Raw genomic sequence first — 17,397 nt, 5'->3', positions numbered from 1 at the left:
CGGTGCATGCGCGGCAGCTCGACTAAAAGTGCGGAGCCTGATTCCAGGCGGACGCGCGAAGCGCGCCTCAACCTCCTTACTGAATCGAACGCCGCAAACGCAGCTAGGGGCGCGTATGTCGGCTTGGCAGCCATTGCATGTCGGTTTCGAGCCATGAGCGGAAGTGCCACGATGGAAGAGCAGCGAAGCAAGTGTGGTTGGTATGTCACGTCGGAACGGCGATTTCGCAATTAAGCCCTTCCGAGCGCCAGTCAAAGCGCAACCTGCCGCCGAGTGGTTTGATCGTTCCTTCGATGAGGCGACTACCAAAGCCCTTGCGTTGGGGCGCCTCTACCCTCGGCCCGCCTAGTTCGGTCCAGCGGAGCACCAGCTGTCCATCATCGGCGCGGGACCAGTCCAATTCTATCCGGCCGCTTTTGTTGGATAGCGCTCCATACTTGATAGCATTGGTCGCCAACTCATGCAGGACAACAGCAATCGCTTGCGCCGCGGTAGGCTCTAACACGGTTTGCAGACCGTCCATCCGAACCCGCGTGCCGTGTTCATCGAGATAAGGGGCGAGTTCTTGCTTGGCAATCGCCGAGACTTCGGCGCCTATCCAGCGCGTTTCAACGAACAGCGAGTGAACATTTGCCATCGCTTGGATGCGCCCGCTGATCACCTCCTTGAGGCCCTCGGAAGTGTCGGACCGAGAAAGATTGATGATCGCCTGTACGTTCGAGAGGATGTTCTTGCTTCGGTGCTCCGCCTCGCGAGCGAGAATGGCAATCTGCTCCTGAGCCCGCTTTTGCTCGGTGATATCCCTAGCAATCTTCGATGCGCCAACGATGTTGCCGTGGGCATCTTTGACGGGAGAAACAGTGAGAGAAACGACGATTAAGCCACCATCCTTACGTCGCCGAACCGTCTCGAAGTGGTCGATCCGTTCACCACGTCGGATGCGCGTTAAGATCTCACGTTCTTCGCTCAGTCGGTCCTCCGGGATCACAAGCGTAATGGGCCGACCGATCGCCTCGGAGGCCGAGTAGCCAAAGATGCGCTCGGCCGCCCTGTTCCAGCTTGTAATAATGCCGTCTAGATTCTTGCTAACGATCACGTCGTTGCTGGATTCAACTATGGAGGCCAGCAAATTGGCCAAGCGCTCGGCGCGTTCGCGAGCCGGCTCGTTGACGAGAGGCCTGCGTTGAAGTCCCGACTGGTCTTTGGATTTCAATGAGAATTCCCGAAATGTAGATGCTGCACTGCCGTTGGCGACTAATCATAGCACCAAAAAGGCCCAAATGCCTCCGTTGGGCCAGCAGCGGAAGTCGACGTGAGCTGGAACCAAAAAGACCCCAACTGAGGCCCCATCATCCGCGTTTAACCTATCCGTCAACTTTAGCGATCCGAGAGCGGCCGTGAGTCCTCCAAAGGACGGCATCTCCTTGCTAGACTCCAGGCCGATCATCGCAAGGTGGTCGGCTTTTCCTTTTATGGAATGCCGCGGCAATCTTGGAAAGCCTGGTACAAGCTCGCGCGCTGGCAGGCGCTACGTCTCCGTATCTTTCTGCGCGATCGCTACACGTGCCAGCGCAAGGCCTGCGGCAGGGTCGAGCCGAACACGTCACAGCTGGTCTGCGACCATGTCATCCCGCATCGTGGCGATGAGCGCCTGTTCTGGGATGAGACCAACCTGCAGACGCTCTGCAAGGCTTGTCACAATCGCGACAAGCAGCGCGAGGAGCAGACTAGCTTGCACACGCGCGGCGTCTGGGACTGAGGGTAGGGGGTGGGCAATTCCTTCGCCGATGCGCCTCCCCGGACCGGCCCATCTCACATTGACGGATTTTTTTTCATCATGGCTGAAGTTTTGGACCTGTTCGGCGATCCTGTGCCGGCCAATTGGGGCGGGCGCGGTCGGCCGGAGCATGTCGCCAACCAGCAAAACCGGAATCGCGTCAGCCTGTTAGTCGCGCTCGGTTGGAGCAATGAGCGGATCGCGGCGGCGCTTTTCATCACGCAGCCGACGCTGCGCAAGCATTATTTTTCAGAGCTCAAGTTTAAGGACGTCGCGCGCGATCGGCTGGTCGCGCAGGTCGGCGTCAAGTTGATGGACGGCGTCAACGCCGGAAACGTCTCGGCGATCCGGGAATTCCAGAAGTATCTCGAGCGCAACGATCTCATGTTGTACGGCCAGACGCAGAAGCCTGCGAAGGCCGCGCCGGCGGAAAAGCCGGCTGAGAAGATCGGCAAGAAAGCCGCGGCGCTCGCGGCGGCGCATCAGCCCGACGTCGGCACGCCGCTCGGCGAGCTCATGATGCGGCGCCAGCAAGCAGGGACCTCGCATTGATGCAGACCTCGATCGAGGCTGCGGCGCCAGCCGCCGCAACGTGGGATCTGTCGCGCGTCGATTGGGCAGAACGCATCCGCGACGGCCGCTCGCTCATGCCGGATATGCCGCTGTTCGCAGGCGAGGCGGACATGGCGCAGGCGTTCTATGACGAGATCCAGCTGCCGGACGTGCCTGGCAAGCCAAAGATGCGGACGGCGTCCGGTCCCTGGTTTCGCGAGCTGGTGCGCGCGGCTTTCGGCAGCTGGGACGCGGTCAACCAGGTCCGGTATATCCGCGACATTCTCGCGCTGGTGCCGAAAGGCTCGTCAAAAACGACCAACTCGGCCGCGCTGCTGATCGTCGCGATGCTGATGAACTATCGGCCGCGCGGAAAAGCGTTGTTCGTCGGGCCGACGCAGGCGATCTCGACGCGCGCTTATGACCAGGCGGTCGGCATGATCGAGGAGTCGCCGGACCTCAAGCGGCGGTTTCGCACGCACGATCATGAGATGATGATCGAGGATCTCGTTACTAAGGCCGAGGCGCAGGTCAAAACCTTCGACGTCAACATCCTGACGGGCGCGATGGGCCTGTTTTTCGTGCTGCTCGACGAGATCCATCTGCTCGGATTCAACGCGAAGGGCGCAAAGGTGCTGCGCCAGATCCGCGGCGGCCTCGATAAGACGCCGGAGGGCTTGCTCGTCATGACGACGACGCAAAGCGACGACATTCCGGCCGGAATTTTCAAGTCCGAGCTGAAATTTGCGCGCAACGTCCGCGACGGGAATTATCGCGGCAAGGTCATTCGGCCGATGTTGCCGCTGCTTTACGAGTTTCCGGATGACATCGCGACGCTGACGCGCGAGGAGCGGAAAAAGGGCGTCGAGCCGCGCTGGATGGACCCGGTCAACTGGCCGATGGTGATGCCGAACCTCGGCCGCTCCGGTCCGACCCTGGCGGAGCTCGTCGCCGATTGGGAAGGTGAGCGCGACAAGGGCGAGGAGGCGATCCGGATCTGGGCGTCGCAACATCTCAATATCGAGATCGGCCAGGGCATCAATAACGAGGGCTGGGGCGGTGCCGATCTCTGGGATGCACAGGTCATCAAAGGGCTTGATCTCGACGCGATCCTGGCGCGCTGCGACGTCGTCACGATCGGAATCGACTCGGGCGGGCGCGACGACCTGCTCGGCCTGGCGGTCATCGGCCGCGAGCGCGGTACGCGCCATTGGTTGTCCTGGTCCTACGCATGGGCAGATCCGATTGTCCTGGAACGGCGGAAGGACATCGCGAGCCAGCTGCAGGATTTCGTCGAGGAAGGGTCGCTGACGATCGTCGACATGGCCGACGCGATCGCGGATCTCGGCGTCCTGGTCGCTCGCATCGTCGCGAGCGGCTTGCTGCCGCAGAAAAACGGCGTCGGCATCGATCCCAACCAGGCGGCGGCGATTATCGAGGCTTTGACCGCTGTCGGCGTGACCGACGACATGCTGCGACGTCTGCTGCAGGGCTCGGCACTCGCGCCGGCCGTCTACGGCCTCGATTTCAAGCTCGCCGACGCGACATTCTGGCATGCCGGGCAGGGGCTCATGTCCTGGGTAGTCGGTAACGCCAAGACCGAGCGCCGCGGCAACGCGGACATGGTGACCAAGCAGGTCGCCGGCTCGGCAAAGATCGACCCGTTTATCGCGTTGCTCGAGGCCGCGATCCTCATGAGCTGGAATCCAACGGCCGGTTTGCTCGTGACCGGCGCTGATATCCTGACGGTGATCTGATGGGAATTGTTCGGAGCGGGCTAGGCTCGGCGTTTCGCGCTGTCGCAAACGCGTTTGATCCTGGCGCGCCACGCGACATGAGCGATCCGCAGTATTGGGCGGATTTTGGCGGTCGCATGTCGCTCGCTGGCGTCGAGGTTACTGACAGCAACGTCAGCCAGCTCGGCGCCGTCCAGGCCGTCCGTCACGGCCTTTCCTCGGCGATGAAATCGCTCCCGGCGTCGGTCTATCGGCGCGGCGCGAACGGCGCGCGCGAGGCGCTGCCGGATCATCCTGTCACCAGGTTGTTTGCGGCGAACCCGAACGCTCGCCAGACGCCGGCCGAGCTCGTCGGCGAGCTCGCCTGGAACGTGTCGTACTACCGCAATTCCTATTGCGCGATCCTGCCGCCGGGCGATCCGCGCGCGTCGGAATATTACGCGGTTGGCGGCCTCGAATGGCTGCATCCGCGCCGGCTCGCGATGGTCGAGCGCGGCGTCGACGGGCGCCTGTATTACACGTTCAATCCGCCGGCGACGATCGTCCAAGGCGCGCAGCTGAAACAGACGACTTACCGCGACGACGAGCTCTGGCATATCCGGTCGAATCCGCTGCGCGAGGATGGCCTGCTCGGCGAGCCGATTTTCCATAGCGCGAGGCATGTCTTTGCGCGCGCGATCGCCGTGCACGATTACGGCGACATCTGGTTTAAGAACAACGGCCAGTCCGGCGGCACGCTCGAGCATCCCGGCGTGTTCAAGGACAAGGCCGACCGAAACGAGTTTCTCGAGAATTGGCGCGCGGCCGGGACCGGGATGAACCGGCACAAGGACCGGCTGTTGACGCATGGCGTCAAATATAACCCGATCAAGGTGACGAATTCCGAGGCGCAGCTGCTCGAGACCGAGGACGCGGCCGACACTGCGGTTTTCGGCCTTTGGAGCTATCCGCTGCATCGCGCGTCGCGCCTCAAGCGCGCGACAAATAACAACGTCGAGCAGCAGTCGCTCGATTTTGTCGTCGGTTGCGTGGCGCCGCTCGCGATTGAGATCGAGCAGGGCGTCGAGCGGGATCTGCTGCTCGACAACGAAAACGGCGATCTGTTTTTTGAGTTCAACTTTTTCGGCCTGCTGCGCGGCGACCTGCTGAATCGTTATCGGGCTTACTTGATCGGCCGCCAGGGCGAATGGCTGTCGGCAAACGACATTCTGCGATTTGAGAACATGTCGCCGCGGACCGATCCCGGCGGCAATGACTACGAAAACCCGCTGACAAAAGACTCCGCCGGCGGCGCGCAGGGCGTCGACGACGAGGCTGGCGCCGGCGGCGGCTCGAGCTCTCCAAACAAGGACGGCAACGATGATTAGGATTGAAACCGCTGCGCCGGATCTGCGCCAGGTGCTGACGCAGATCACGTCGATCGACGCCCTGGTCGCGCTCGAGGTCTCGGCGCTCGCCGATTGCCTGGCGCGGGCCGAGCAGCGCCAGGCGCAGGCTGTAGCCGCCGCGGCGCAGGCAGCGAGCTCGGCCGGCAAGATCGCCCTGGTCTCGGTCGCCGGCGGCCTGACGCCGCGCGGCAGCTGGTTCGGCTCGAGCCTCTCCGGCATTGCGGCGCAGGTCACGCGTGCTGCCGATGACCAGGACGTCGCCGGCATCATCCTCGACGTCGACAGTCCCGGCGGGACCGTTGCCGGCACGGTCGAGGCCGCGAATTCGATCGCCGCGGCGGCGGCCAAAAAGCCGGTTGTCGCGATTGCAAACACATTGATGGGCTCGGCGGCCTATTGGCTGGGCTCGCAGGGCACTGAGCTCGTCATGGCGCCGTCTGCCGACGTCGGTTCGATCGGCGCGATGATTATGCACCAGGACATTTCCGGCTGGCTCGACCAGGTCGGCCTCAAGATGACGATCGTCCGGTCTGAGCAGTCGCCGCTGAAAAACGAGGCGCATCCGTTCGCGCCGTTGTCGGATGACGCGCAGGCCTATCTGCAGGGCCGCGCAAACGAGGCCGGCGCCGATTTCGTCAAGGCCGTCGCGAGTGGCCGGCGCGTGACGCAGACCAGGGTCCGCGAGGAGTTCGGCCAAGGCCGCATGGTCGGCGCGCGCGAGGCCGTCGCGCGCGGCATGGCCGACCGGATCGCCACGCTCGACCAGGTCATCAGCGGCATGTTGCAGCAGCGCGCGCCGCGGCCGAGCTCGCGCCGGCGATCGGCGCTGGCGTTTGAGTAGTCGGCCGCCGAGGCCGCTTTCCTCCTTTTCAGTTCCTGAGTTGCTCGACCCGCGCCGTCGCCTGGACAGCGGGAACGCGGGCTCTTTCTCCGTCCAGGCAAACCCAAAACCAACCAGGAGTCACTGATCCATGCGAGTGGACATCAAGCAGCTGCGCCAGGCCCGCGCCAACAAGGCAAAGGACGGCAAAACCGCGCTCGAGCAGCTCAATGCGCTGCAGGGCAAGGCAACCCTGACCGACGCCGAGACCGCGCAGGTCGGCGAGCTCGAGACCAAGGTCGACGCGCTCGAGGCCGAGGTCGCCGAGCTCGACAAGCAGATCGCCGCCGAGGAAAAGAAGCTGCGCCGGACCGCGCTGTTCGGCTCCTCGACCGCGCTCGGCGGTCCGGCCCTGGCGACCGTCGTCAACGATATCAATCCGGAGAGGACCGGCGGTTTCCGCAGCGTCGCAGAATTCGCGGTTTCGGTTCGGACCGCAATGACCGGCGGCGGCCTCGATCCGCGTCTCGGCGCGGCGCCGACCAATTTCCAGCAGAACCAGGGCGGCAGCGGCGAGGGCTTCCTGGTGCCGACCGAGTATCGCGAGCAGATCTGGGCGCTCGTTTTCGACGACCAGAACCTGCTGGGTTTCTGCAATCCGGAGCCGACGCAGGGCAACTCGATCGCGATCGCGAAGGACGAGACCACGCCTTGGGGCGCCTCCGGCGTCCAGGCGCGTTGGCGCTCTGAGGGCACGCAGATGATTGCGGACAAGGCCGCGATGACCGGCGAGATCGTCCAGCTGCATGAGCTCTACGCCTTCGTGCTGGCCTCGCAGGAGGTCCTCGACGATGCGCCGCGGCTGCAGAACCGGATCTTTAACCAGGCCGCCAACGCGATCCGCTGGAAGGCGTTTGAGGCGGTCATGACTGGGGACGGCAAGGGCAAGCCGCTCGGCTTCATGAACGCGCCGGCGCTGGTGACGGTCGCAAAGGAGGGCGGCCAGGCCGCGGACACGATCACGGTCCCCAACGTCCTCAAGATGTATTCGCGGTTGCTGCGGATGGGCGGCCGTCCCATGTGGCTCGGCAATTCCGACATTCTGCCGCAGATCGGTCAGCTGACGATCGGCAACGTGCCGGCCTGGCTGCCGTTGAATCAGCCGCTCGCCGGCGCGCCGGACGGCGGCGTTTTCCTCGGCCGTCCGCTGATCTTCAACGAGCACAGTGCAACGCTCGGAGATCTCGGCGATCTGACCTGCGTCGACCTTTCGGGCTATGCGCTCGCGACCAAGTCCGGCGGCGGCATCGATTTCGCCGCCTCGATCCATCTGTTTTTTGACTACAACCTTGCCGCCTTCCGCTGGATCTTCCGGATGGGCGGTCAGCCCTACCTGTCGGCACCGGTTCAGCCGGCCAAGGGCACGAATACGAAATCGCATTTCGTCGCACTCGAGGCGCGCTGATCGGGCTCGGCGAGCTCGTCAGGCAATGACGGCGCGCCGGCCTGACCTGGCCGGCGCGAGTAACAGCCGCGTTCCAGTTTCCCGAAACCATGAGGAGTGCAGATGCACACCAATCTCAAACCGTCGCAGCGCGTCAGCGTTGTCGATTCGATCAACCCACAATCGACCGCTGCCGCGGTTACCACGGGCTGGATCGATGCCGGCAAGTTCCACAACTATATGGCCGTCATCTCGGTCGGCGCTCTCGGCGCCGCAGCGACGGTCGACGCCAAGATCCAGCAGGCGACGTCGGCCGCCGGCGCCGGCGCAAAGGACATCGTTGGCAAGGTGATCACGCAGCTCACGAAAGCGGGCGCCGACGATAACAAGCAGGTCCTGGTCAACCTCAAGCAGGAAGATCTCGACATCAACGGCGGCTTTGGCTTCTTCCAGGTGTCGGTGACGCCGGCCGTTGCCGCGAGCCTGGTCGGCTGTTCCGTGCTCGGTTTCGATGCGCGGTACGGGTTCGCAACCGACAATGATGCGGCGACCGTCGACGAGGTCGTCGGCTGATCCAGCGCGCCTCGGCCGCACCAGGCCGAGGCGCCCTTTCCCCTTCCGGCAGGGCTTTCCGACATGCTCCGCATCTCTCAGCGTCCGGCGGGCTATCCCGTCACACTCGACGAGGCCAAGGCGCAGCTGCGCGTCTCGAGCACGAAAACCGACGCTTTGATCTCCGGCCTGATCGGTGCGGCAACGGGGCATTGTGAGGCCCTGGTCCAGCGCGCATTTGTGCCGCGGACGTTCCAATGGGTGCTGCCGTGCTGGCGGCCTGTGATCGAGATCCCGATCGCGCCGGTCGCCTATGACGCGGTCCATTCGATCAAGTATGTCGATTGGGCGACCGAGACGCAGCAGACGCTCGATCCCGCGAGCTATGTCGTGCAAACCGCGGGCGAAAGCGTCCGCATCTTTCCGAAGTTCGGCGCGTCCTGGCCGCTCGCATTCTCGCATGCGCCGGAGCCGATCGTCATCGAATTCGACGCCGGTTACGAGGATCTTGAGGATCTGCCGGCGGTCGTCAAAACCTGCATCCTGTTGCAGATCCGGCATCTCTACAGCGTCGGCGAGACAAATCCCGCGCTGGTCCGTGATCTCGTCATCGGCGTCAGCGACAAGGCCTGGCAATTGTCGCCGGACGTCAAAACCCTGATCCCCGATGCGGTTTCGCTGCTCATGCTGTCGGAGGTCTGGTGATGGCCGATCGCATCCTCAATGCGCCGCGCAGCGCGCGGACGCTGCTGTTCTGGCCGGCCAAGGCGCCGGAGGAGGTCGTCGAGCGCGGTTTCGATTGGTCCGACGTCCTGCTCTCGGCGGCCGAGCGCACGCGCCTGGCGGCCGGCGAGACCGTGACGCCGGCGGACGGCATCAAGGCCTCTAGCTACGTGCTGCCGCAGGGCATCGTCGCCAGCGCCTCGAGCAGCTCGGCGACCGTCGCCCTGGTGACGCTTACCGGCGGCGAGCTCGGCCGCGTCTACACCATCGCGAACCGGATCGAGACGGCGAAAGGGCAGCAGCTCGAGCGCGTCGTCAAGCTGCGCATTCGCGCGAAATGAGCTCGCGATGGACCGCGTCACGGCGCTGGTCGCGATCGCGCATCTGAAATTGCGGCTCGAGCTGCTCGAGCGGCATCCGGAGATCCTGGAGGGAATCGACATGATCGACATCAAACGGCCGATCGAGCTCGCCGGCATGCGCTCGCGCCTGGCGCGGGCAAAGAAGCTCGAGGCGGATATCGGCGTCACGGGCCAGCGCTACGATCGCGTGCTGGACAAGATCGACGAGCAGCATAAGGCGCTGCAGGGGCACGCCGGCGAGCTCGAGAACAACTCCGCGCAGCTCGACCAGTTGCTCGGCAGCATGATCGCGGGGGACAATGGCGGCCCAAACGATGGCGAGGCCGGCTCGAGCGGCTCCGAGGTCGGCCAGGTCATTACCAGCAAGGTTGACGGTCAGTGACGCCCGACGAGTCCCTCGACCAGCATATCCGCGCGCTCGAGGAGAACGGCGAGACCGTCCTGGTCCGCCGTTACGCCGGCGTCGGGCCGGCGCGTGCGGTTGCGAAAGAGGCGGCCGTCCTGGCGAAGGTCAAGGGCTATCAGCCGCAGGATATCGTCGGCGAGATCCAGCAGGGCGATCGACACGTCATCCTGTTGAATGATCCCTCGGCGCCGGTGCCGGACGGCAAGGTTGCCTTGTCGACCATGCTGCCGTTGTCGAAGCGCGATTTTCTGGTGATCGCTGGCGCCGAGGTCAGTATCGAGGGCGTCGACGACGCGACCAGGCGGATTCAGGGGCAGGTCATCGCTCTCGAGATTCAGGTCCGCGGCTGATGGGCAAGGTATTCGACGAGGCCGACTATCAGCGCAAGCTCGACGCCGCGCGCAATGGGATCTCGACCGGCGAGGAGGCCCGATTTGTCATCACGGGCGACCTGGCCGGCCTCAACGCGCGCAAGGCGTTCCAGGAGGCGAAAGAGCGCGCGCTGTTGAAGGCGCGCAAAAAGATGCTCGACCGGATCAACCAGGAGCAGCAGGACCATGCGCTCAACGATCTGGTTCCGACCGAGGTCGAGGAGATCGTTACCGGGCCGCATGACGAGATCGTCTCGGTCGACGGCTGATGCGCATCGTTTTCCGTTATCTGGCGATGCAGGACATCGTCGATTTCGCGCTCGAGACGCTGCGGCAACGGTCGCCGGTCGGTTCGGTCGGAGATCCGCATCCCGGTCTCTACCGGGATAACCACACGGTTTTCCTGAATGGTCACGTCGTCAGCGACGTTTCCGCCTTCCGGCGCGGCGACCAGATCAACATTTCCAACCCGGTCCCTTACGCGCGCAAGATCGAGACCGGCCGGATGAAAATGAAGGTCGCGCCGAAGATCTACCAGGAGACAGCGTTGATCGTCGCCGCGCGATACGGCAACCGCGCTGCGGTCAAGTTCACGTTCATGCCGGTCCGGTTCGGCGACATCGCGGCCTATGCCGCATTTTCCAAGCAGATCAAGGCCGGCCGGCGCCGCATGTCCGACAAGGCCCGGCGGGCCTCGCTGGTTCGTCAGCCGGCCCTCGAGATCCGCGCACGCTAGAGGTCAAAATCCCCATGGCTGATTACGCCGGCGCCGTCGCAGCGATGCGCGCGCGCTATGAAGCTGGCTTCAATGCGGCGCCGAGCTCGTTCCAGAATGAAGATCCGCCGCAGACGCCCTGGCCGCCGCAGGGGCAGCCCTGGTGCTATTTCGAGGTCGTCGAGACGCTGCGGCGCAAGCGCGGCGTCGGCACGCCTGGCAACCAGACTTGGCTGATTACCGGCAACATCTTCGTGCATGTGTTTGTGCCGAAGGGTTACGGGTTCGCCGCGCATCTCGCGCTCGCCGGCCAGGCTGGCGACCTGTTCAAGGACGCGACGTTCTACAACGCCGAGCCTGGCGCCTGCGTGCGTTGCTGGGGCGAGAACGGCGAGGGGCCGACCGTCCAGGGCGGCGACAGTGCCTCCGACGACGGCAACTGGTTCGGCCTGGTCGTCGTGATTCCGTTCCAGTTCTTTTTCATCGGCTGATCCAAACAGGAGACTGATCGCATGGTCTATCAAAGCAATTCCGCTGGCCGCATCGCCTATAAGGCGCAGGCCGGCCTCGGCCAGATCGCGGCGGGCGGCGCCGGCGCTGCCGTGTTGCCGATCACTGGCGGCCCTGGCGCCAAGCTGTCGAAAGCTGCCACGGAGTCGCAGACGATCCGCAACGACGGCATGTCGATCCGCGGCCGGCATGGCACGCAGAAGACCTCGTCGAGCTACAACTCGGAAATGTGGCTCGGCTCGCATGACGCGGTCCTCGAGGCGATCATGCGCGGCACTTGGGATGCGACGGCATTTAGCAAGACGGAGGCAGATTTCACGTCGCTGACCACGGTCGCAGACGGCATCGTGTTTACCTCTGGCTCGCCGATCGCCATGGGCTTCAAGGTCGGGGATATCTTCCGCGCAGCGAATTTGCCCGACGCCGGCAACAATAACCGAAACCTGCGGATCTCGGCGCTCTCCGCGAACAAGATCACGGTGCCGGAGACGCTGATCGTCAATCCGGCGCCGGATACGAATTGCACGCTCACGCGGCCGGGCAAGCGCTTGACCAACCCGGCGCAGCTGGTCCGGCGCTATTTCGGGATCGAGGAATTCGAGAGCGACATCGGCAAGGCGACCGTGCTCGACGATTTCGTCTGGGGTACGGGCAAGTTTTCGATGGCGCCGAACGGGATCATCACGTTCGATCCGGGCGGCATCGGGACCGGCAAGATCCGGCCGCTGGACGCCGCATACTTCACCAACCCGGCGGAGACGGCCGGAACGCCGTTCGCCGTCGTCGACGCAACCATCCGCCTCGGCGGCGTCGACCTGGTCGAGCTGACCTCGTTCGATCTGTCGCTCGATATCCAGCCGAGCGCGCCGGATGCGTTCGGCTCCGGCAACATCAAATATGCGCCGGACGTGTTCACTGGTCCGCTGCGCGTTTCGCTGAACCTGACCATGCTGCGCAAGGATCTGCAGCTGCTCGCCGATTTCGTCAGCGAAACGCAGTACTCCCTGAACATCCTGGCCGTCGACGATATGAGCGAGCCGAAAAATTTCTTGTCGATCACGGTGCCAAATTTCACGCTCGGCGGCGTCGATCCCTCGGCGCTCTCCAAGCAGGGCGGCGGTCGGACGCAGACGATTCAGATCCCGCCGGCGCTGGTTGGTATCGATACCTCGGCGACCGGCAATAACAGCATGATCTCGTTCCAGACTACTGCTGCGTAGCGTTTGGGTGATCGGCGCCGACCAGGCCGATGGAATGTCTCACGAGACCGGCCGCAGGGTTGTCGGACCCTGCGGCCAACCTTTCCGACAAAAGGGAAACCGACAATGACTGCCGCAACCACAATCCTCGATCTCTCCGCACATTTGCCCGTCGACACGTTCACGCTGCAGATCCGCAAGCCCGGCACGGATACGCCGATCGGCTGGCTGATCGAGCTCGCCGGTCCGGCGCATCCGCAGACGATCGCTCTCAACAATGAATCGACCCGCGATGCGATCGAGAAGGAAAAGGCGATCGAATTCGCGCAGGTCAACGGCCGCAAGTGGAAAACCGAGGATGAGACGGTCGCCGATCGGCGCCGGCAGAACGTGACCAAGGTCTGCCGGCGCATCGTCGGATGGTCGCCAAATCCGACCTTCACGATCGTTTCGCCAGATCCCATCCCGTTCACGCTCGAGAACGCCGTCGACCTGTTCCTGCGGCCGGAGCTCGGCAGCTTCTTCGTCCAGGTGACCGACTACCTGACGAGCGAGCGGGCTTTTACGAGGCCCTCAAGTCAGACTTGAGGGCATTTGCCGAGCGCAGCTTTTTGCTGTCCTCGAGGGCCGGCGACGCCGGCGTGACCTATCGCGAGGTCCTCGAGGGCCTCGTCCAGCGCACCCGAGATCCAAAACGCAGGGCCGAGCGGGAGGCGATCCTGACAGTCCCGCCTATCCCGCGGGCGCTGACATACCTCTGGCGCATCTATGACCGGCTGCGCCGGCGCAAGGGCGGCAACGGCTTCGCGCTGTCGCCGATCGAATGGCAGGACATCGACGCTTTCCTGCGTCCAACACAAACCGACCTGGCTCCCTGGGAGCTCGAGATCCTCGAAATGCTCGATGATCTCTATCTGGTCGATTACTCAAAGCTGCAAACGGAGGAGTGATGGCCGACCAGGTCGTGACCGAGCTCGTCATTGATGCGAACACGCAAGGCGCATCCGATTACGAGCGGGCGATGGATAGTGCCGCAGGCGCCGCGCAGCGCGGCACGGACGCTGCGACCGATTTTAACGTCGGCCTGGTCGCGCTCGGCGCCGGCGCTGTCGCCGCGGCGGCGACGGTCAATAAAGCGCTGGACTATATCGTCAGCTTTAACAAGTCGCTGGCCGACATGGTGACGCTTGCCGATCGCGTCGGCCTGTCGCTCAGGGATCTGCAGGGCGTCCAGTTCAGCGGCCAGATCGCCGGGCTGACCGAAAGCCAGATCAACGCCGGGCTGGAGAAATCGGCGCAGCTGCTCAACGATGCGCAGCGCAATGCTAACTCGCTTTCGAAAGAGTTCGATGCCAACGGCGTCAGCCTCCGCAACGCAAACGGGCAGCTGATTAGCCAGAACCAGCTGCTGCAGATCTCGGCCGACCTGGTCAGCCGCGCGCGCAGTCCGCAGGACGCGACCGCGATCGCGCAGATGCTTGGCTTTACCAAGGAATGGGTGCCGCTGCTGCAGCAGGGCGCCGGCGCAATGGCGGATCTCGGTAACCAGGCGCAGGCCGCCGGCGTCGCCATCGACGACGAGACGGTCAAGAGGGCCGCCGATTTCGATGCGGAGTGGCGCAAGAGTTCGGTGCGGTGGTCGCTCTACATGAAAGAGGCTGCCGCGAGCCTGCTGCCGGTCATGGATGACCTGATCGAGCGGGCGGCGAAATTCTTCAAGTTGCTCGACCGTGACTCGATCGAGAAGGCTGCAAACGAGCAGCTCAGCGCCTTGTCCAACAGCGTCGGCGGACCCAACGCGGATCAAACGGTCGGGCTTAGGATCGATATCACGCCGGAGGCCAAGCAGGCGGTTGACGAGCTCTCGAATGCGGGCTCGCTCTGGGACGGTTGGGTCAAGTTGCTCGGCGTCGTCGCTGGCAACCAGCCGTTAGCGAATTTTAGATCTCTCTCGCCGGATGAGATCAAATGGTACGCCGGGACGGGCGCCTCGATCACTGACACGAGCACTGCGCAAAGCGATTGGGCCTGGCAGAACCAGGCGGCATCGCTCAAGTCGATGCAGGCAGGCCTTACGGGCCTGCAGTTCGGTTCGCGGTCCAACGTTGCGAGCAAAGACACGGGGGAAGATCCGGTAGACCGGGCGATCAACGCACTGCGCAAGCATACCGAGGTCCAGGAGGCCGATACGAGGGCGGTCGGGCTCGGCGATGCCGCACTCGCAGCTTTCCGTGCGACGGCCGCCGAGACGTCCGCGGTGCAGGCTAACGGCGGCAAAGAAACGGCCGACCAGGCCGCGCGGTTCGCCGAGCTGCGCGATCGCGCCGCTGCTGCTGCGGACGCCCTGGCGCGAGCCAAGGCGAGCTCGCAGATCGATTTCGGCGGCAAGACAGCGTTTCTGTCGTCCGACGACGTCGCGATCGCCTCGCAGCTCAAGGGCATCTATGGAAACGACGTGCCGGCGGCGCTGGATAGCACCTATGCGGCTGCGATCCGTACCAACAATGCCTTTAAGGGGATCTCGTCCTCGATCGAGGGCGACCTGGTCAGCGGTCTGACCGACCTCACCACGGGCGCCAAGTCGGTCGGCCGGGGCGTTACCGACATGTCGAATGCTGTCGTCAAGGCGATCGAACAGATGATTATCAAGATCACGATCGTCGAGCCGCTGATGCGGTCGCTGCAATCGGCGGCCAGCAGTCTCGGCCTGTTCTCGCTCGGCGGCGCAGGGGGCGCCGGCGCAACGTCGTCGACGGGCTTTAGCGGAGGCCTCGGCGGGCTCTACCACACGGGCGGCATCATCGGCTCGGAGCCGACGTCAATCCGTTACATCCATGGCGCCTATTTCGACGACGCGCCGCGTTTTCACACGGGCGGCATCGCCGGCAATGAGGTTCCGATCATCGCGCAGCGCGGCGAGGGCGTCTTTACGCCTGGTCAGATGGCTGCGCTCGGCGCCGGCGCCGGCGGCGGGCAGCCGCCGCAAGTCACCATCAACAATTACACGGATGCGTCCCCGGTGGTCGAGCAGGCGCCGAACGGCGACATCACGGTGACGTTGCGCAAGATGGTCGACGGCGCGGTCGGCGACTCGCTGTCGACGGGCACGGGCCGCCGCGTGCTCGGCGACCAGTACGGCGTCAAACCGTTCACGGGGCAGTAAGCAATGGCTTTGCCGGCATTCCCAATCGCAAACGCCGTCATCCTCAAAGACGGCTTCAATCTGCAGCGGTCGCGCGATCCGATCGCGACCGATATGGAGCAGGGCAACACGCGGCAACGTCCGCGGCCTGGCGACAATGTCGGCACGGTGTCGCAGACCGTTCGCTTTTACGCTGACGATTATGACGCTTTCGTCGAGTGGGTTAAGACCACGCTCAATCTCGGAACGGCGCGTTTCACCATCGACGTTTGGCTCGGAACGTCGCTGGCGAACAAGGTCTGCCAGTTTATCAAGCCGGGCTCGACGCTGATCGCCAGCTGGCCTAATCCGGGGCAGGTCGACGTCCGCATGACGCTGCGCGTTTACGACCTCTAGCCCATGCCGACGCACAATGAAGCGCTGCTCGAGGCCTATGCCTCCTGTCCGCCTAGCGCGCGGATCTATTACACGCTCGAGCTCTGGCAGTCGTCATTCGACCAGCCGGCGCGGGTTGTCGCCAATGTCGGCGACGATATGGCCTTTGGCCTCGAGGCCGGCGCGCCGCGCAACGCCGGCGAGACCGTGACATTCATCGCGTGTCCTTTCGAGGCCGGCTACCCGGAGCAAAAGGAAGGGCAGCCGCCGTCGACGACGATCAAGATCGACAACGTCAACCGCGAGCTGGTGCCGAAGATCCGCGCGGCGCAGGGCACGCGGGAATATATCCAGGTGCTCTATCGCGAGTATCTCGGCAGCGACCTGACCGAGCCGGCTTATGGGCCGATCGAATTCGAGCTGCGCAGTGTGCGGATGGTCGGGGCGTCGCTGACCGGAACGGTCATGGTGAAAAACCTGCAGAACAAGCGGTTTCCGCGGCTCACCAAGAATTACGACTATATCCAGTTTCCGAGCCTGCTGCCATAAGTCGGCGCTAGTCTGCCCCTAGTTCGTCGAATCCTCCAAGTTCAACGATCTTTTCAAGGTCGCGAAGCGTGACAATATGGCGCTTGAAATCCAGGACGCCCGAGGCTCGGAACGCCTGAAGGATCCGATTCACATGCACGACGCTAAGGCCTAGTGCATCGGCTAGCTTCGATTGGGTGATTGGGAAGTCAAACTGCTCGTTAGCAACCAGTCCCATCGCAGCAAGCCGCTGCCGCAATTCGGCAAGCAAATACGCCATTCGACCGGCTGCATCTCGCGTTCCTAGGTTAACGATCCACTGCCGGAACCGTGCCGAATCCGTGAGTGTCTCTCGCCAAAGTGCACGCGTTAAGACGGGCCGTGTGCTGAGCGTCTGTTCGAGCCGATCGTGATTTATGAATCCGACTGTTGCTTTCGAGAGTGTAATTAGATCATGGTCCATCCGCTTTATGGCCAAGCCTTGAAGATCGGGCATGTCACCGGCAATATGAAAAGACAGAATTTGCCGCTTGCCATTTTCAGAAACTTTAGATCTGTAAGCGAAGCCGCTCATGAGCACGCAGCACTGAGTGCTAAGCTCACCCTCTCGCACGATGTGCGCATTTCCCGACATGTGCTTTACCGGAGCGATGATGGCACGCAGGGCCTCGACGTCTTCGTCGGGTAACTCAGAGTGTGACCGCAATTTGCGGACCATCATTTCAATGGGCATCCAAGAGCTCCGAGCTTGATTAAGAGCTGAGCCGGTTTCGCCTGCAAAAATAGCGACAACAAGC

The 17,397-nt window shown here is 63.5% G+C and carries 22 protein-coding genes; 20 read left to right on the top strand and 2 right to left on the bottom strand.

Annotated features, from left to right (window positions below):
• Positions 1 to 205: 205 nt before the first annotated feature.
• The gene (locus IF803_RS03720) at positions 206 to 1,213 is read right to left on the bottom strand and encodes a PAS domain S-box protein (RefSeq protein WP_461191308.1); all 1,008 of its coding nucleotides are present in this window, start codon (positions 1,211 to 1,213) and stop codon (positions 206 to 208) included.
• 264 nt (positions 1,214 to 1,477) lie between these two features.
• Here IF803_RS03720 and IF803_RS03715 point away from each other — a divergent pair, with 264 nt between their 5' ends.
• The 20 genes from IF803_RS03715 (at position 1,478) to IF803_RS03620 (ending at position 16,621) form a co-directional block, all read left to right on the top strand.
• Positions 1,478 to 1,759 carry an HNH endonuclease gene (locus tag IF803_RS03715; RefSeq protein ID WP_461191307.1) on the top strand — a complete coding sequence of 94 codons (282 nt, stop codon included), beginning with the start codon at positions 1,478 to 1,480 and terminating at the stop codon, positions 1,757 to 1,759.
• Positions 1,760 to 1,837: 78 nt separating this feature from the next.
• Positions 1,838 to 2,329: a hypothetical protein gene (locus IF803_RS03710; protein WP_461191306.1), complete on the top strand. Its 492-nt coding sequence runs from the start codon at positions 1,838 to 1,840 to the stop codon at positions 2,327 to 2,329.
• Positions 2,329 to 4,086, top strand: a complete 1,758-nt coding sequence (locus IF803_RS03705) for a terminase TerL endonuclease subunit (protein WP_461191305.1) — start codon at positions 2,329 to 2,331, stop codon at positions 4,084 to 4,086. The genes IF803_RS03710 and IF803_RS03705 overlap by 1 nt, the downstream gene beginning before the upstream one ends.
• A gap of 116 nt (positions 4,087 to 4,202) precedes the next feature.
• Entirely contained in the window at positions 4,203 to 5,432 is a 1,230-nt protein-coding gene (locus tag IF803_RS03700; RefSeq protein WP_461191304.1) for a phage portal protein, read from the top strand.
• Entirely contained in the window at positions 5,425 to 6,294 is an 870-nt protein-coding gene (locus tag IF803_RS03695; RefSeq protein WP_461191303.1) for a S49 family peptidase, read from the top strand. Before IF803_RS03700 ends, IF803_RS03695 begins: the two co-directional genes overlap by 8 nt.
• A gap of 130 nt (positions 6,295 to 6,424) precedes the next feature.
• Positions 6,425 to 7,738 carry a phage major capsid protein gene (locus IF803_RS03690; RefSeq protein ID WP_461191302.1) on the top strand — a complete coding sequence of 438 codons (1,314 nt, stop codon included), beginning with the start codon at positions 6,425 to 6,427 and terminating at the stop codon, positions 7,736 to 7,738.
• 102 nt (positions 7,739 to 7,840) lie between these two features.
• On the top strand, positions 7,841 to 8,290 hold the full coding sequence (locus IF803_RS03685; RefSeq protein ID WP_461191301.1) for a hypothetical protein: 450 nt from the start codon (positions 7,841 to 7,843) through the stop codon (positions 8,288 to 8,290).
• Between the two features lie 63 nt (positions 8,291 to 8,353).
• The gene (locus tag IF803_RS03680) at positions 8,354 to 8,974 is read left to right on the top strand and encodes a head-tail connector protein (RefSeq protein WP_461191300.1); all 621 of its coding nucleotides are present in this window, start codon (positions 8,354 to 8,356) and stop codon (positions 8,972 to 8,974) included.
• Positions 8,974 to 9,333 (top strand): phage fiber-tail adaptor protein, encoded by a 360-nt coding sequence (locus tag IF803_RS03675; protein WP_461191299.1) that lies wholly within the window; start codon positions 8,974 to 8,976, stop codon positions 9,331 to 9,333. Before IF803_RS03680 ends, IF803_RS03675 begins: the two co-directional genes overlap by 1 nt.
• A 7-nt stretch (positions 9,334 to 9,340) precedes the next feature.
• Positions 9,341 to 9,736 carry a hypothetical protein gene (locus IF803_RS03670; RefSeq protein ID WP_461191298.1) on the top strand — a complete coding sequence of 132 codons (396 nt, stop codon included), beginning with the start codon at positions 9,341 to 9,343 and terminating at the stop codon, positions 9,734 to 9,736.
• The gene (locus tag IF803_RS03665) at positions 9,733 to 10,110 is read left to right on the top strand and encodes a hypothetical protein (protein ID WP_461191297.1); all 378 of its coding nucleotides are present in this window, start codon (positions 9,733 to 9,735) and stop codon (positions 10,108 to 10,110) included. The genes IF803_RS03670 and IF803_RS03665 overlap by 4 nt, the downstream gene beginning before the upstream one ends.
• A complete protein-coding gene (locus IF803_RS03660) occupies positions 10,110 to 10,400 on the top strand; it encodes a hypothetical protein (RefSeq protein ID WP_461191296.1) in 291 nt (96 codons plus the stop codon). Before IF803_RS03665 ends, IF803_RS03660 begins: the two co-directional genes overlap by 1 nt.
• Complete coding sequence (locus IF803_RS03655; protein WP_461191295.1) at positions 10,400 to 10,867, top strand: hypothetical protein; 468 nt, start codon at positions 10,400 to 10,402, stop codon at positions 10,865 to 10,867. The genes IF803_RS03660 and IF803_RS03655 overlap by 1 nt, the downstream gene beginning before the upstream one ends.
• Before the next feature lie 14 nt (positions 10,868 to 10,881).
• Positions 10,882 to 11,337 (top strand): hypothetical protein, encoded by a 456-nt coding sequence (locus IF803_RS03650; protein ID WP_370144732.1) that lies wholly within the window; start codon positions 10,882 to 10,884, stop codon positions 11,335 to 11,337.
• Positions 11,338 to 11,358: 21 nt separating this feature from the next.
• The gene (locus IF803_RS03645; RefSeq protein ID WP_461191294.1) at positions 11,359 to 12,576 is read left to right on the top strand and encodes a phage tail tube protein; all 1,218 of its coding nucleotides are present in this window, start codon (positions 11,359 to 11,361) and stop codon (positions 12,574 to 12,576) included.
• A gap of 105 nt (positions 12,577 to 12,681) precedes the next feature.
• Entirely contained in the window at positions 12,682 to 13,143 is a 462-nt protein-coding gene (locus tag IF803_RS03640; RefSeq protein ID WP_461191293.1) for a hypothetical protein, read from the top strand.
• A gap of 53 nt (positions 13,144 to 13,196) precedes the next feature.
• Positions 13,197 to 13,505: a phage tail assembly chaperone gene (locus tag IF803_RS03635; protein ID WP_461191292.1), complete on the top strand. Its 309-nt coding sequence runs from the start codon at positions 13,197 to 13,199 to the stop codon at positions 13,503 to 13,505.
• Positions 13,505 to 15,718, top strand: coding sequence for a hypothetical protein (locus IF803_RS03630; RefSeq protein ID WP_461191291.1), 2,214 nt, complete (start codon positions 13,505 to 13,507; stop codon positions 15,716 to 15,718). Before IF803_RS03635 ends, IF803_RS03630 begins: the two co-directional genes overlap by 1 nt.
• Before the next feature lie 3 nt (positions 15,719 to 15,721).
• On the top strand, positions 15,722 to 16,093 hold the full coding sequence (locus IF803_RS03625; protein ID WP_461191290.1) for a hypothetical protein: 372 nt from the start codon (positions 15,722 to 15,724) through the stop codon (positions 16,091 to 16,093).
• Between the two features lie 3 nt (positions 16,094 to 16,096).
• On the top strand, positions 16,097 to 16,621 hold the full coding sequence (locus IF803_RS03620) for a DUF1833 family protein (protein ID WP_461191289.1): 525 nt from the start codon (positions 16,097 to 16,099) through the stop codon (positions 16,619 to 16,621).
• Positions 16,622 to 16,628: 7 nt separating this feature from the next.
• On the opposite strand, the gene IF803_RS03615 is transcribed toward IF803_RS03620, so the two are convergent.
• Positions 16,629 to 17,333 (bottom strand): Crp/Fnr family transcriptional regulator, encoded by a 705-nt coding sequence (locus IF803_RS03615; protein WP_461191288.1) that lies wholly within the window; start codon positions 17,331 to 17,333, stop codon positions 16,629 to 16,631.
• Positions 17,334 to 17,397 lie beyond the last annotated feature (64 nt).

Source organism: Bradyrhizobium sp. UFLA06-06, from assembly GCF_054820065.1.
The sequence above is the reverse complement of the archived record's forward strand: the minus strand, read 5'-3'. Positions and strand labels throughout refer to the sequence as shown.

What these genes read in the sequence shown, in the direction of transcription:
- IF803_RS03715 (WP_461191307.1), top strand. Translation starts at nt 1,478, where the DNA reads ATGCCGCGGCAATCTTGGAAAGCCTGGTACAAGCTCGCGCGCTGGCAG.
- IF803_RS03710 (WP_461191306.1), top strand. Translation starts at nt 1,838, where the DNA reads ATGGCTGAAGTTTTGGACCTGTTCGGCGATCCTGTGCCGGCCAATTGG.
- IF803_RS03705 (WP_461191305.1), top strand. Translation starts at nt 2,329, where the DNA reads ATGCAGACCTCGATCGAGGCTGCGGCGCCAGCCGCCGCAACGTGGGAT.
- IF803_RS03700 (WP_461191304.1), top strand. Translation starts at nt 4,203, where the DNA reads ATGTCGCTCGCTGGCGTCGAGGTTACTGACAGCAACGTCAGCCAGCTC.
- IF803_RS03695 (WP_461191303.1), top strand. Translation starts at nt 5,425, where the DNA reads ATGATTAGGATTGAAACCGCTGCGCCGGATCTGCGCCAGGTGCTGACG.
- IF803_RS03690 (WP_461191302.1), top strand. Translation starts at nt 6,425, where the DNA reads ATGCGAGTGGACATCAAGCAGCTGCGCCAGGCCCGCGCCAACAAGGCA.
- IF803_RS03685 (WP_461191301.1), top strand. Translation starts at nt 7,841, where the DNA reads ATGCACACCAATCTCAAACCGTCGCAGCGCGTCAGCGTTGTCGATTCG.
- IF803_RS03680 (WP_461191300.1), top strand. Translation starts at nt 8,354, where the DNA reads ATGCTCCGCATCTCTCAGCGTCCGGCGGGCTATCCCGTCACACTCGAC.
- IF803_RS03675 (WP_461191299.1), top strand. Translation starts at nt 8,974, where the DNA reads ATGGCCGATCGCATCCTCAATGCGCCGCGCAGCGCGCGGACGCTGCTG.
- IF803_RS03670 (WP_461191298.1), top strand. Translation starts at nt 9,341, where the DNA reads ATGGACCGCGTCACGGCGCTGGTCGCGATCGCGCATCTGAAATTGCGG.
- IF803_RS03660 (WP_461191296.1), top strand. Translation starts at nt 10,110, where the DNA reads ATGGGCAAGGTATTCGACGAGGCCGACTATCAGCGCAAGCTCGACGCC.
- IF803_RS03655 (WP_461191295.1), top strand. Translation starts at nt 10,400, where the DNA reads ATGCGCATCGTTTTCCGTTATCTGGCGATGCAGGACATCGTCGATTTC.
- IF803_RS03650 (WP_370144732.1), top strand. Translation starts at nt 10,882, where the DNA reads ATGGCTGATTACGCCGGCGCCGTCGCAGCGATGCGCGCGCGCTATGAA.
- IF803_RS03645 (WP_461191294.1), top strand. Translation starts at nt 11,359, where the DNA reads ATGGTCTATCAAAGCAATTCCGCTGGCCGCATCGCCTATAAGGCGCAG.
- IF803_RS03640 (WP_461191293.1), top strand. Translation starts at nt 12,682, where the DNA reads ATGACTGCCGCAACCACAATCCTCGATCTCTCCGCACATTTGCCCGTC.
- IF803_RS03630 (WP_461191291.1), top strand. Translation starts at nt 13,505, where the DNA reads ATGGCCGACCAGGTCGTGACCGAGCTCGTCATTGATGCGAACACGCAA.
- IF803_RS03625 (WP_461191290.1), top strand. Translation starts at nt 15,722, where the DNA reads ATGGCTTTGCCGGCATTCCCAATCGCAAACGCCGTCATCCTCAAAGAC.
- IF803_RS03620 (WP_461191289.1), top strand. Translation starts at nt 16,097, where the DNA reads ATGCCGACGCACAATGAAGCGCTGCTCGAGGCCTATGCCTCCTGTCCG.
- IF803_RS03615 (WP_461191288.1), bottom strand. Translation starts at nt 17,333, where the DNA reads ATGCCCATTGAAATGATGGTCCGCAAATTGCGGTCACACTCTGAGTTA.